Below are 13,358 nucleotides of genomic sequence, written 5' to 3' on the forward strand. Positions count from 1 at the left end.
GAGGTCATCAATGCAGGGAAATCCATCCGCGTCTGCCGTTAACGCCAATCCGCTGTTAAGCGACTCCTGGTTTCGTAGCCAGCTGTATGGTCTCGATCGCACCGCCGATGATTTTCCTCGTGTTCGCCAGGGTGAACTGGCCGATGTGCTCGCCAGCAATGCCGGGCTACAGCAGTTCGCGCAGCCAGTGATCAAACAGCTGGCGCAGAAACTGGCCGAGAAGCAATCGGTGGTGATTCTGTCGGATGCCACCGGTTTGGTGCTTAATACCTTTGGCGATATGCCTTCGATGGAAAAAGCCCAACGTTATGCGCTGGCTCCGGGCAATTTGTGGAGTGAATGCGGGCGTGGCACCAATGCGATTGGCACCGCGCTGGCGATTGATGACGGCTGCGAAATTGAAGGTCATCAGCACTTCCTGACGCTCAACCAAGGCTTGTACTGCGCGGCGATGCCGCTGCAAATGCCGAACGGTCAGATTGCTGGCGTGCTGGATATTTCCGGCCCGGCGCACTTCCCGCATCCGCAAACCTTTAATTGGGTGAAAGCGGCGGCGAAACAGATCGAATACCTGTGGGTAAAACAGAGCCTGCACCCGCAGCAATGGTTGATGAGCCTGCATCTGCAGCCGCAGGGCATCGATACCAGCGATGAGCTGCTGCTGGTGTTCTCAGATAACGTCCTGACGGCCGCTAATCGTCTGGCGATGCGCGAACTGGCGCTGAGCGTCGAACAACTCGGCAGCGTGACCTTTCAACAACTGTTCCCGCAACAGCAGCAGCAAGCCAACACCATTCCCGTTCCGCTCGATTACGCCACGCAGCGCTACTATTTCCGCCTGCGCGCGCCGCAGCGCAGCCATTTTGCCACGCCGAGCGAACCCGCCAGCGATCTGCCCTTCTCGCTGGGCCGCGATGGCGAGAAGATGGTGCGACTGCTCAATGCCGGCGTTTCACTGTGCATTCACGGCGAAACCGGCAGCGGCAAAGAGTATGTCAGCCGCGCACTGCATCAGCAGAGCCGCTGGCGCGAAGGTAAATTCGTTGCCATTAACTGCGCGGCTATCCCCGAAGCGTTGATTGAATCTGAGCTGTTTGGCTATCAACCCGGCGCGTTCACCGGTGCCAGCAAGAATGGCTATATCGGTAAAATCCGTGAAGCGGATGGCGGCGTGCTGTTTCTCGATGAAATTGGCGATATGCCGCTGGCGCTGCAAACCCGCTTGCTACGGGTGTTGCAGGAGAAAGAGGTGGCGCCGCTCGGCTCCAGCCGCAGCTGGCCGGTGAATTTTGCGGTGATCAGCGCCACGCACCGCGATTTGGCACAGCGCGTAAATGAAGGCGAATTCCGCGAAGATTTGCTCTATCGCCTGCAGGAATTCTCGATGACCATTCCGCCGCTGCGCGACTGGCCGGACGTAGAGGGTTTTATCAGCCGTTTATGGCTGGAGCTGGGCGGCGCGGATCGAGATATTCAGCTTTCACCTGCTTTATTAACAGCACTGGCACAGCTGCCGTGGCCGGGGAACGTGCGGCAATTGCGCAGCTTGTTACGCGTGCTGCTGGCGCTGGCGGATGAAGGTGAGGAAGTGACTGAGGTGCATTTACCGGCCGAGTATCGTCGCGCGGCGTTGCCGCCACAGCCCGATCGGCAGAGTCATGATGAACGATTGATCAGCGAAACGCTGCAGCGCTTTAATGGCAATATCAGTAAAACGGCGGAAGCCTTAGGCGTCGCGCGCAGCACGCTCTATCGTCGTGCGGCGCGCGACAAACGCGATTAGTCGCGGAAGTTTTTGAACTGGAAAGGCTGACCAAGGTTGCCACCGCGCACCAGCGCCATCGCACCTTGCAGATCGTCGCGTGACTTACCGGTTACGCGCAGTTCTTCACCCTGAATCTGCGTCTGCACTTTCAGCTTGCTGTCTTTAATCAGCTTCACCAGCTTTTTCGCGATATCGCTTTCGATACCTTTCTTCAGCTTGGCTTCCACCGACCAGCTTTTACCGCTGTGCACGATCTCTTCTGGCACTTCAATCGCCGCGCCTTCAATGCCACGCTTCAGCAGCTTTTCGCGCAGAATATCCACCAGCTGCTTTACCTGAAAATCAGATTCGCTGCTGAGTTTGATGGTCTCATTCTTTTCGTTGAGCTCAATGGTTGCACTCACGTTACGGAAATCGAAACGGGTTGAGATCTCGCGGCTCGCATTCTCCACGGCATTTCGCACTTCCGACAATTCGACTTCGGAAACGATATCGAAAGATGGCATCTTTTCTTCTCCTGATACTAAAGTGACATGCATAATACGCGTCTTGTGGCGCTAATAAAACACGATACATGGAAAGCTATACTTACTCGTAACGTGAAAACAGGAACCCGCCCACGGGAGGCAAAATGAAAATTACCGTGTTGGGGTGTGGCGCCTTAGGTCAAATTTGGCTCGCCGCTCTCGCTCGTCAGGGACATGAGGTGCAGGGTTGGTTACGTGTGCCGCAGCCGTATTGCTCCGCCAACGTGGTCGATCCACAAGGCCAGGTGAGCAATCACACCTTTATTGCCAACGATCCGCTGTTCCTCGCCGAAAGCCAGCTGTTACTGGTGACGCTCAAAGCGCCGCAGGTTTCCCCTGCAGTGAAAAACCTGCAAAGCGTGTTGCCGACGCACGCACCGATTCTGCTACTGCATAACGGTATGGGTACGCTGGAAGAGTTGAAAGATCTGCGTCAGCCGCTGCTGCGCGGCATCACCACGCACGCCGCGATGCGCGATGGCACGGTGATCAAACATATCGCGCACGGCATCACGCACATTGGCCCTGCTAATCGTGAGAGCGCCGCGCTGAGTGATATCGCCGATATTCTGCATCATGCGCTGCCGGATGTGGCCTGGCATGACAACATCGCCGCCGCCAGCTGGCGCAAGCTGGCCATCAACTGCGTGATCAATCCGATGACCGTTGAGCACGATTGCCAGAACGGTGCGCTACGTGCCTGGCCGGAACAAATAGCAATGCTGTGCGAAGAGATCGCCTGGGTGATGGAGCGCGAAGGCCAGCACATGGCGGTGGATAATCTGCGCGACATTATTTATGACGTGATCGATAGCACCGCTGCCAATACCTCATCAATGCTGCAGGATGTGCGGGCGCAGCGCCTGACCGAAATTGATTACATCACCGGTTACCTGTTGCGTCGCGCCCGCGCGCAGGGCATTTCACTGCCGGAAAATACCCGTTTGTACGCTCTGATTAAACGTAAGGAGTCCCACTATGAGCGCGAACGCATCGGTTCTGGTTTGCCTGGCACATGGAAGTGAAGAGACCGAAGCGGTCACCACTATCGATTTGCTGGTACGCGGCGGATTAAGCGTCACCACCGCCAGCGTGGAGAGCGATGGCACGCGTGAGATCGTCTGCTCGCGCGGTGTGCGGCTGCTGGCGGATGCGCCTTTGGTTGAGGTCGCGGACAACGATTACGATGCGATTGTACTGCCCGGCGGTTTGAAAGGCGCGGAGACCTTCCGCGACAGCCCGCTGCTTGTCGAGACCGTGCGCCAGTTCCATCTCTCCAGCAAAATCGTAGCGGCGATTTGTGCCGCGCCGGGCACGGTTTTGGTTCCGCACGATCTGTTTCCCGTCGGCAATATGACCGGTTTTCCCGGCCTGCGTGACACCATTCCAGACAGTAAATGGATGGAACGCCGCGTGGTGTGGGATCCGCGCGTTAATCTGCTGACCAGCCAGGGACCGGGCACCGCCATTGATTTTGCGTTGAAGCTGATTGATTTGCTGGTGGATAAAGAGACCGCGCGTGAAGTGGCTTCACAGCTGGTTCTGGCGGCGGGAATTTATAATTATCAAGAGTTTGAAGAGCGTTGATAATAGAGGTCGCCATAAGTGGCGACCCTACTTATTACGGGCGATAAACCTTAACGTTTTTGAAGCCCTGCTCGTGCAGATAGAGCGCCTGCAGGCGACTCATCACACCGCGATCGCAATACAGCAGCCAGGTTTTGCTCTGGTCCAAATCGCCAAACTGGGTGCTGAGTTTGTAGAACGCCAGGGTTTTCACCTCAACGCCTTCAACTTCCAGCGGTTTGGCGTCCTGCTCATCGGCCGAACGGATATCCAGCACTACGTCGTTGCTGGTAAAAGAGTCAACGGTTTCAACTTCCACCACCTCTTCTTCCGTCTGCTCGGCGATTTCACGGATATCGACGTTGCTGGCTTCCTGCACCACACGATTAAGAATCTCGAAATCGAAGTTTTGCTCTTCCGCTTCGATCTTCCCTTTCACCGCTTTAACGGTTGGGCTTTTCGAAATCACGCCGCAATATTCTGGCATGGTGCGGGCAAAATCTTCGGTGCCGATCTTACGCGCCACATCAATGATGTGCTCTTTGTCATGGGAGATCAGCGGACGCAGAATCAGCGTATCGGAGGCGTTATCGATCAAACGCAGGTTAGTCAGCGTCTGGCTGGAAACCTGGCCCAGCGCTTCGCCGGTCACCAGCGCCTGCACGCCGTAACGTTCCGCCACCATCGATGCCGCACGCACCATCATGCGCTTCAGCACCACGCCCATTTGGCCGTCGTCCACTTTCTCCAGAATCTCACCGACTACCGGCTCGAAGTTGATCGCCACGAAACGTACGCGGTGCGAACGACCAAAGCGCTGCCACAGGTAATGCGCAACCTGACGCACGCCAATCTCGTGTGCCGCACCGCCAAGGTTGAAGAAGCAGTAATGCACGCGGCAGCCGCGACGCATCAGCATGTAGCTCGACACGCCGGAGTCGAAACCGCCGGAAATCAGTGACAGAACATCTTCCTGCGTACCAATCGGGAAACCGCCTAAGCCTTCATAGCGTGCGGTGATCAGCAACAGGCGATCGTCTTCAATCTCCAGATTCACCGTTTCGTCCGGGCGATTGAGCTGCACGCGCGCGCTAGCGATGTGCTGATTAAGGCCACCGCCAACGTAGCGTTCCACGTCCTGCGAGCTGAAGCTGTGCTTGCCGCGACGCTTCACGCGCACGCAGAAGCTTTTGCCTTCCAGACGCTCGCGGTTCAATACCAGCGTCTGCTCGAAGATATCGTGCATATCGGTATAGGCGCGGTCTTCCACCGCCAGCACATGGTGAATACCCGGAATGCGCGTTAATTCGGTAACGATGGTTTCACGCAGCGACTCATTTTTGGAACGCAATTCGATGTGGTCCCAGTGACGCACCACTTTGATGTCTTCATCGACAGTGCGCAAAATATTACGAATGCTGCTGGTGAGAATTTTGATAAAGCGCAGACGCACCGACTGACTTTTGATGGTGATTTCTGGGAACAGCTTGATGATAAACTTCATGGCGACAGGGGTTCGTTTGGGCAAATAAGTGCTAAAAGCATCGGCACTTAGCTGTTAAAATCATATAATTGCGGGTTGATTCAGGAGCCCCCGCATCCGAGGCGCAAAAGTATATCACCTTTGCCGGGTGACTGCTTCTGCAACCGCAGTCACATTCATTATTTTGCTAATTAATCCCTGTCGGCTACCATGACCGATTGCAAGATAATGTCCTAACCTGTGAGTCGACACTGATTATGCCGAAAAAAGCCGAAGCGCCTGCCAGTTTTGAAAGCGCATTGCAGCAGCTGGAACAGATTGTCAGCCGCCTGGAAAGTGGCGAGCTGCCGCTGGAAGATGCGCTGAACGAATTCGAACGCGGCGTACAATTGGCACGTACCGGTCAGCAAACCCTGCAGCAGGCAGAGCAGCGCGTGCAAATCCTGCTCAGCGACGAGAAAGATGCCGCCCTCGCCCCTTTTACCCCGGAAAATGAGTAATGGATTTCGCTAAACTGCTGAGCGCGTACCATCAACGCGTCAATCAGGCTTTGACGCGCTTAATAGATCCACTTCCTTTTCAGAGTTCTCCTCTGGTTAATGCCATGGAGTATGGGGCATTATTAGGCGGTAAGCGTCTGCGTCCCTTTCTGGTGTACGCAACAGGCGAAATGCTAAAGGCCGATGCGGCCAGTCTGGATGTGCCGGCTGCGGCCGTGGAATGCATCCATGCTTATTCCCTGATTCATGACGATCTGCCGGCGATGGATGACGATGCGTTACGCCGCGGGCAGCCAACCTGCCATATAAAATATGGTGAAGACACGGCGATTCTCGCCGGCGATGCTCTGCAAACTCTGGCCTTTTCGATTCTGGCCGATCAGCCAATGCCTGGCGTTAACGCCGAAGCGCGTATTGCGATGATTTCCGAACTGGCGCAGGCCAGCGGCGTTGCAGGTATGTGCGGCGGTCAGGCGTTGGATTTGGCGGCGGAAGGCAAAAGTATCGATCTGGCGCAGCTGGAACAGATTCACCGTCATAAAACCGGCGCGTTAATTCGTGCCGCGGTACGTCTTGGCGCATTAGCCGCCGGCGAGCGTGGCCGCGCCGCGTTGCCGGTGCTGGATACCTACGCCAACGCCATCGGACTGGCGTTTCAGGTGCAGGATGACATCCTCGATGTGGTCGGCGATACCGCCGTGTTAGGGAAAACACAGGGCTCAGATCAGGCATTGGGTAAAAGCACCTATCCTGCACTGATGGGGCTGGAAAATGCCCGCAGTAAAGCATGGGATCTTTATCAAGAGGCGCTCGGCGCGCTCGATATTCTGGCGGCACAGTCTTACAACACAATCGCCTTACAAGCGCTGGCAAGCTTCATAATTGAACGCGATAAATAACTTTCATAATGAGTCTCTGATGAGTTTTGATATTGCAAAATACCCGACACTGGCGTTAGCCAACACGGTTCAGGAATTACGTTTATTACCGAAAGAAAAACTTCCGGAGCTGTGTGACGAACTGCGTCAGTATCTGCTGGATAGCGTGAGCCGTTCTTCCGGCCACTTTGCATCGGGTCTGGGCGTCGTCGAGCTAACAGTGGCGCTGCATTATGTTTATAACACCCCCTTTGATCATCTGGTGTGGGACGTGGGCCATCAGGCTTATCCGCACAAAATTCTGACCGGACGCCGCGATCGCATCGGCACCATCCGTCAGAAAAATGGCCTGCATCCGTTCCCGTGGCGCGGTGAGAGTGAGTACGACGTGTTAAGCGTGGGCCACTCTTCCACCTCGATCAGCGCCGGACTCGGCATGGCGGTTGCTGCCGAGCGTGAAGGCAAAGGCCGCCGCACCGCCTGTATTATTGGCGATGGCGCGATTACGGCGGGCATGGCGTTTGAAGCCATGAACCATGCCGGTGACATCAAGCCGGATATGCTGGTGATCCTCAACGACAACGAGATGTCGATCTCCGAAAACGTCGGCGCACTCAACAATCGTCTGGCACAGATTCTCTCCGGAAAAACCTATTCACGCCTGCGCGAAGGCGGCAAGCGTGTATTGGGCGGTTTGCCGCCGATTAAAGAGCTGGTGAAGCGCACCGAAGAGCACCTGAAAGGCATGGTGGTGCCGGGCACGCTGTTTGAAGAGCTGGGCTTTAACTATATCGGCCCGGTAGATGGCCACGACGTGCTGACGCTGGTAAGCACGCTGAAGAACATGCGCGATCTGAAAGGTCCGCAGTTCCTGCACATCATGACCAAAAAGGGCAAAGGTTATGCACCGGCGGAAGAAGATCCGATCACCTGGCATGCGGTACCGAAGTTCGATCCCGCCAGCTTAGCGCTGCCAAAAAGCGTGCCGGGTTTGCCAAGCTACTCGAAAATCTTCGGCAACTGGCTGAGCGAAATGGCCGCTGACGATGCGCGCCTGATGGCGGTAACGCCAGCGATGCGCGAAGGTTCCGGCATGGTGAGCTACTCGCGCGATTATCCGCAGCAATATTTTGATGTGGCGATTGCCGAGCAGCACGCCGTGACGTTCGCAGCGGGCATGGCAATTGGTGGTTACAAACCGGTTGTGGCGATCTACTCGACCTTCCTGCAGCGCGCCTACGATCAGCTGATCCACGATGTCGCCATCCAGAAATTGCCGGTGCTGTTTGCCATCGATCGTGGCGGCATTGTCGGCGCGGATGGCCAAACCCATCAGGGCGCATTCGATATCGCGTTCTTACGCTGCGTGCCAGAGATGGTGATCATGACGCCAAGCGATGAGAACGAATGTCGTCTGATGCTGTACACCGGTTATCACTATCAGGCTGGCCCGAGTGCGGTGCGTTACCCGCGCGGCACCGGCACTGGCGCAACGCTGGAACCGCTGGCGAGCTTGCCGCTGGGCAAAGGCATCGTGAAGCGTCGCGGCGAAAAGCTGGCGATCCTTAACTTTGGTACCTTACTGCCAGAAGCCGCTGCCGCGGCGGAAGCGCTGAATGCCACGCTGGTGGATATGCGTTTTGTGAAGCCACTCGACGAAGCATTGATTGCCGAGCTGGCGGCCAGCCACGATTCGCTGGTAACGCTGGAAGAAGGCGCCATTAAAGGCGGCGCCGGTAGCGGCGTTAACGAGTACGTGATGGCAAAACGCCTGCGCGTGCCGGTACTTAACCTCGGCCTGCCGGATGAGTTCATCCCACAAGGTACGCAGGAAGAAGTGCGTCAGGATTACCAGCTGGATGCCGCCGGTATTCAGCAGCAAATCGCTGACTGGCTCGCCCAGTAATCTGCCCGACTCGCTCACCGCCCGGTGAGCGAGCCTGCTGCTATGCTTAGGGAACGATTTTCCCTCAAGCATAAGAGCAGGAGCCCAAATACATGAAAACCATTCCCTTAGGCCAGACTGACTTGCAGGTTTCGCGTCTCTGTTTAGGCTGCATGACTTACGGCGATCCCACGCGTGGTAATCACGCATGGACGCTGCCCGAAGAGAGCAGCCGACCGCTGATCAAGCAGGCGCTGGAAGCCGGCATCAACTTCTTCGATACCGCCAACAGCTATTCCGACGGCAGCAGCGAAGAGATCGTGGGCCGCGCGCTGAAAGATTTTGCCCGCCGCGATCAGGTTGTGGTCGCCACCAAGGTCTATTTCCCGCTGAGCAATCTGTCACAAGGCTTGTCGCGCAAGAATATCCTGCAATCGATTGATGACAGCCTGACGCGTCTTGGCATGGAGTACGTCGATCTGCTGCAAATCCATCGCTGGGATTACGACACGCCGATTGAAGAGACGCTGGAAGCGCTACATGAAGTGGTGAAATCCGGCAAGGCACGTTACATCGGCGCATCATCAATGCACGCATCGCAATTTGCTCAGGCGCTGGATCTGCAGAAGCAGAACAACTGGGCGCGCTTTGTCAGCATGCAGGATCAGTACAACCTGATTCAGCGTGAGGAGGAGAATGACATGCATCCGTTGTGTCAGCGCGAAGGGATCGCTGTGCTGCCGTGGAGCCCGCTGGCGCGCGGTAAACTCACGCGTCCGTGGGGTGAAACCACCGCACGTTCGGTATCGGATAATGTGATGGAGAAGCTTTATACCGGCACCGAAGAGAACGATGCGGCGATTGCCGAGCGTCTGGCTAATGTTGCCGCCGATAAAGGTGTGACGCGCGCCCAAGTGGCGCTGGCATGGCTGTTACATAAACCGGCGGTTACCGCGCCAATCATTGGCGCCTCGCGCGAGCAGCAGTTCGCCGAGCTGGTGAAAGCGGTGGATGTGGAGTTGAGTGAGAATGAGATTGCCGAGCTGGAAACGGTGTATCAACCGCATCCGGTGGTGGGATTTGAGTGATTGAGAAACCAGGTGGCCATTCATGGCCACCTCATTCACTTCACACCGAAATGATCAAACCCTTTCACATCCACGCTGCGCGGTTTGCCGTTCTCCAGCAAACTCAGCCCTTCCGATTCCGGTGCAATCTGACCAATGCAGGTATAAGGCACACCAAAATGCCCCAACGCCACATCGAGCGCGCCGCGGTTCACTTCCGGCACGGTAAAGCACAGCTCGTAATCTTCGCCGCCGCTCAACGCCCATTTCAACACCAGCTCAGGCTCGAAGTGATCGCGCAGGGCCGCTGAAAGCGGTAACGCGTCGAGATTGATACGCGCACCAACGCGGCTGGCGGTCAGCACATGGCCGAGATCGGAAATCAGGCCATCAGAGATATCGATCGCCGAGGTCGCCAGTCCACGCAGCGCCTGGCCTTGCAGCACGCGCGGCATTGGACGCAGATGGCGTTTGATCAACGCTTCGTGCACCGCCGGATCGTTCAGGCGATGGCGATGCTGCAGCAGCGACAAACCGGCTGCGCTATCACCCAAAGTGCCGGTGACAAAAATCCAGTCGCCGGGCTTCGCACCCGAACGTTTCAGCGCCCTTCCCACCGGCACTAAACCGTGAATGCCGAGCGTCATGCTCAGCGGTCCGCGCGTGGTATCGCCGCCAATCAGCTGCATATCGTAGTAATCCAGCAGCTCAAACAGGCTATCGCTAAAGGCCGCTACCCACTCTTCATCGATTTCAGGCAGCGTTAATGCCAGCGTCAGCCAGGCCGGATCGGCGCCCATAGCGGCTAAATCGCTGAGATTAACGGCGACGGCTTTGTAGCCGAGATCGGCGGGATGGATATCACGTAAGAAGTGGACGCCCGCAACCAGCGTGTCGGTGCTGATGGCAAGTGTCTGTTTTTCTGGCACGTTGAGTAACGCGCAGTCGTCACCAATTCCTTTCTCCACATCGCGGCGGGAGCTGGTGACGCGGTTAAAGTAACGTGCGATCAGTTCGAATTCACCACAAGACATAAGTCAGGTCTCAATGAGAAAAAGGCCGGAAAACCGGCCTTTAAGACTATTTTTTATTCGGTCGAATTTGCGGGGCAGCTTTGTCGAGGACACCGTTGACGAATTTGTGGCTGTCTTCAGCACCAAACACTTTTGCCAACTCAATGCCTTCGTTGATGGCCACTTTATACGGCACATCAGAACGCTTGCTCAGCTCATACAGCGAAATACGCAGGATGGCTTTTTCTACCTGGCCCAGCTCTTCCAGCTGACGCGACAGGTAAGGCTTCATCAGACCGTCCAGGTACGCGCTGTTAGTCGCCACACCGGCCAGCAATTCGCGGAAATAGCTAATATCGACGTCTTTGACGTCTTGTTCCGCCAGAAACTGGTATTCCACATCGGCAATGTCGTTCTTGGACAGCTGCCAGGAGTAAAGCGCCTGGACAGCGCACTCACGGGCGCGACGACGAGCAGCAGGTTTCACAAAATTCCCCTTACAAAAATCAGGCTTTGATGGCTTTCAATACGTTGATCATTTCGAGTGCAGTCAGGGCCGCTTCGGCACCTTTATTACCTGCTTTCGTGCCGGCGCGTTCAATCGCCTGCTCGATATTTTCAGTGGTCAACACGCCGAAGGTCACCGGGATTTCGCTGGTCATCGCAACGTGCGCAATGCCCGAGCTGGCTTCACCGGCCACATATTCGAAATGTGCGGTGCCGCCACGGATCACGGTGCCCAACGCAACAATGGCGTCGTGCTTACCGGTTTTCGCCAGCGCGCGTGCTGCCAGCGGCAGTTCGTATGCACCCGGAACCCAGACAACGGTGATGTTATCTGCTTTCACCTGGCCGATGCGCTTAAGTGCGTCAATCGCGCCGTCCAGCAGGCTGTCATTAATGAAGTTGTTAAAACGCGCAATTACGATGGCAATGTTTGCATCAGGCGTGGCAACAGGAGCTTCGATAACTTTCATACATATCCTTTGGGTTGTTTTATGGCCCCGCAGAAGGGGGCGGATTCTATCATACTCTTTGGCGACGCGCTCAGGCTTTTCCGCGCGCTTTCAACGCGGTGTCAGCGTCAGGCGCAGGTCCTCGCCAACCCGGCGTACATCGCTAAAATTCAGGGCCGGCGCATCGGCCAGCTGTTCCAGTCCCGGCAGCGTACACAGGCCGCGAGCAGCATTACCTAACAGCTTCGGCGCCATGTAAACGATCAGCTCATCCACCAAGCCCGCTTGCAGCAGCGCGCCCGCTAAACCGGCACCGGCTTCTACCCACACGCTATTGATCTGCCGCTGGCCGAGCAACATCATCATTGCCACCAGATCAAGCTGTTCGCCACGCTGCGGCACGGCGATCTGGGTCACGCTGGCGGGCCACGCTTGTTCATCGGGCTCGGTGCGCATCAGCCAGGTTTCGCCTGGTTGGTCAATCAAGCGGTGTTGCGGCGTGACTCGCTGTTGGCTATCAATCACCACACGCACCGGCTGGCGCAGCTGGCTTTCGTCGAGCTGCGCACGCACTTCATCGTTTAATTCACTCCAGCGCACCGTTAACGATGGGTTATCCGCTAACACGGTGGCGCTGGTGCTAAGAATAGCTGAACTCTGAGCGCGTAAACGTTGCACATCGCGCCTTGCGGCTGCGGAGGTGATCCACTGACTTTCACCACTCGCCATGGCGGTGCGCCCATCAAGGGATGCGCCGAGTTTTAGCTGGATCCACGGGAATCCGGTGCGCATGCGTTTCAGAAAACCCCGGTTCAGCGCTTCCGCTTCGTTCATCATCAGGCCATGACTGACGTCGATGCCCGCCTGCTGTAAACGATAGAGTCCACGTCCCGCCACCTGCGGATTGGGATCCTGCATCGCGGCGACTACGCGCGTCACGCCAGCGGCAATCAGCGCATCGCAGCACGGCGGTGTGCGTCCATGGTGACTACAAGGTTCCAGCGTGACATACGCGGTTGCGCCAACGGCACGTTCGCCCGCCATGCGCAGTGCATGCACTTCGGCGTGCGGTTCGCCGGCGCGCTGATGCCAGCCTTCGCCGACAATCTCGCCCTCGCGCACAATCACGCAGCCGACGTTGGGATTAGGAGTGGTGGTAAAGCGTCCGCGGCGCGCCAGTTCCAGCGCGCGCGCCATATAGCGTTCGTCAGTCATGGATTAGTCCTGTAGGCGGGCGATCTCTTCACCAAAATCGCGGATATCTTCGAAGCTGCGATAGACCGAGGCAAAGCGAATGTAGGCGACTTTATCGAGCTTTTTCAGCTCATCCATCACCAGATTGCCGATCAATGCGCTTGGCACTTCGCGTTCGCCGGTGGCACGCAGCTGGGTTTTAATATGATTGACCGCGCTCTCAACCGCATCGGCGCTCACCGGGCGTTTTTCCAGCGCCTTGATCATGCCGCTGCTGAGCTTGTCTTCATTGAAGGGTTCACGCACATCATTGCTTTTCACCACGCGCGGCATCACCAACTCCGCTACTTCAAAGGTGGTAAAACGCTCATGACACACCAGACACTGACGACGGCGACGCACCGACGATCCTTCACTAACCAGACGAGAATCAATCACTTTGGTGTCCACAGCGGAGCAGAATGGGCAATGCATGAGGCTTCCTGATGCGAGATAAATAGGCCACACAGTGTAGCGCGATCGCG

The 13,358-nt window shown here is 56.5% G+C and carries 14 protein-coding genes; 7 read left to right on the top strand and 7 right to left on the bottom strand.

Annotation, left to right across the window (positions count from 1 at the left end):
* Positions 1-10 precede the first annotated feature (10 nt).
* Positions 11-1,783: a sigma-54-dependent Fis family transcriptional regulator gene (locus FHW71_RS10115; protein ID WP_154183102.1), complete on the top strand. Its 1,773-nt coding sequence runs from the start codon at positions 11-13 to the stop codon at positions 1,781-1,783.
* Here FHW71_RS10115 and FHW71_RS10120 read toward each other — a convergent pair.
* Positions 1,780-2,271 carry a YajQ family cyclic di-GMP-binding protein gene (locus tag FHW71_RS10120; protein ID WP_008103954.1) on the bottom strand — a complete coding sequence of 164 codons (492 nt, stop codon included), beginning with the start codon at positions 2,269-2,271 and terminating at the stop codon, positions 1,780-1,782. The genes FHW71_RS10115 and FHW71_RS10120 overlap by 4 nt on opposite strands.
* A gap of 125 nt (positions 2,272-2,396) precedes the next feature.
* Here FHW71_RS10120 and panE point away from each other — a divergent pair, with 125 nt between their 5' ends.
* Positions 2,397-3,317 carry a 2-dehydropantoate 2-reductase gene (gene panE, locus FHW71_RS10125; protein WP_179451711.1) on the top strand — a complete coding sequence of 307 codons (921 nt, stop codon included), beginning with the start codon at positions 2,397-2,399 and terminating at the stop codon, positions 3,315-3,317.
* Positions 3,271-3,879 (top strand): protein deglycase YajL, encoded by a 609-nt coding sequence (gene yajL, locus FHW71_RS10130; RefSeq protein ID WP_154191751.1) that lies wholly within the window; start codon positions 3,271-3,273, stop codon positions 3,877-3,879. The genes panE and yajL overlap by 47 nt, the downstream gene beginning before the upstream one ends.
* 34 nt (positions 3,880-3,913) lie before the next feature.
* On the opposite strand, the gene thiI is transcribed toward yajL, so the two are convergent.
* Complete coding sequence (gene thiI, locus FHW71_RS10135; RefSeq protein WP_008103962.1) at positions 3,914-5,362, bottom strand: tRNA uracil 4-sulfurtransferase ThiI; 1,449 nt, start codon at positions 5,360-5,362, stop codon at positions 3,914-3,916.
* Between the two features lie 236 nt (positions 5,363-5,598).
* Between thiI and xseB the strand changes: the two genes are divergently transcribed.
* The 4 genes from xseB (at position 5,599) to FHW71_RS10155 (ending at position 9,692) form a co-directional block, all read left to right on the top strand.
* Positions 5,599-5,841, top strand: coding sequence for an exodeoxyribonuclease VII small subunit (gene xseB / locus FHW71_RS10140; RefSeq protein WP_008103963.1), 243 nt, complete (start codon positions 5,599-5,601; stop codon positions 5,839-5,841).
* Positions 5,841-6,740: a (2E,6E)-farnesyl diphosphate synthase gene (gene ispA, locus FHW71_RS10145; protein ID WP_008103965.1), complete on the top strand. Its 900-nt coding sequence runs from the start codon at positions 5,841-5,843 to the stop codon at positions 6,738-6,740. The genes xseB and ispA overlap by 1 nt, the downstream gene beginning before the upstream one ends.
* A 19-nt stretch (positions 6,741-6,759) precedes the next feature.
* A complete protein-coding gene (gene dxs / locus FHW71_RS10150) occupies positions 6,760-8,625 on the top strand; it encodes a 1-deoxy-D-xylulose-5-phosphate synthase (RefSeq protein WP_176971259.1) in 1,866 nt (621 codons plus the stop codon).
* Positions 8,626-8,717: 92 nt separating this feature from the next.
* On the top strand, positions 8,718-9,692 hold the full coding sequence (locus tag FHW71_RS10155) for an aldo/keto reductase (protein ID WP_179451712.1): 975 nt from the start codon (positions 8,718-8,720) through the stop codon (positions 9,690-9,692).
* 35 nt (positions 9,693-9,727) lie between these two features.
* Here FHW71_RS10155 and thiL read toward each other — a convergent pair whose 3' ends face one another.
* From thiL to nrdR, 5 genes are all read right to left on the bottom strand, one after another.
* Entirely contained in the window at positions 9,728-10,705 is a 978-nt protein-coding gene (thiL, locus tag FHW71_RS10160; protein WP_061717466.1) for a thiamine-phosphate kinase, read from the bottom strand.
* Positions 10,706-10,751: 46 nt separating this feature from the next.
* On the bottom strand, positions 10,752-11,171 hold the full coding sequence (nusB, locus tag FHW71_RS10165) for a transcription antitermination factor NusB (RefSeq protein ID WP_007887007.1): 420 nt from the start codon (positions 11,169-11,171) through the stop codon (positions 10,752-10,754).
* 19 nt (positions 11,172-11,190) lie between these two features.
* Complete coding sequence (ribE, locus tag FHW71_RS10170) at positions 11,191-11,661, bottom strand: 6,7-dimethyl-8-ribityllumazine synthase (RefSeq protein ID WP_008103973.1); 471 nt, start codon at positions 11,659-11,661, stop codon at positions 11,191-11,193.
* 90 nt (positions 11,662-11,751) lie between these two features.
* On the bottom strand, positions 11,752-12,855 hold the full coding sequence (ribD, locus tag FHW71_RS10175; RefSeq protein ID WP_179451713.1) for a bifunctional diaminohydroxyphosphoribosylaminopyrimidine deaminase/5-amino-6-(5-phosphoribosylamino)uracil reductase RibD: 1,104 nt from the start codon (positions 12,853-12,855) through the stop codon (positions 11,752-11,754).
* A gap of 3 nt (positions 12,856-12,858) precedes the next feature.
* Positions 12,859-13,308: a transcriptional regulator NrdR gene (gene nrdR, locus FHW71_RS10180; RefSeq protein WP_008103978.1), complete on the bottom strand. Its 450-nt coding sequence runs from the start codon at positions 13,306-13,308 to the stop codon at positions 12,859-12,861.
* Positions 13,309-13,358 lie beyond the last annotated feature (50 nt).

This window comes from Enterobacter sp. Sphag1F, from assembly GCF_014193275.1.
GTDB classification, from domain to species: Bacteria; Pseudomonadota; Gammaproteobacteria; order Enterobacterales; family Enterobacteriaceae; genus Pantoea; species Pantoea symbiotica.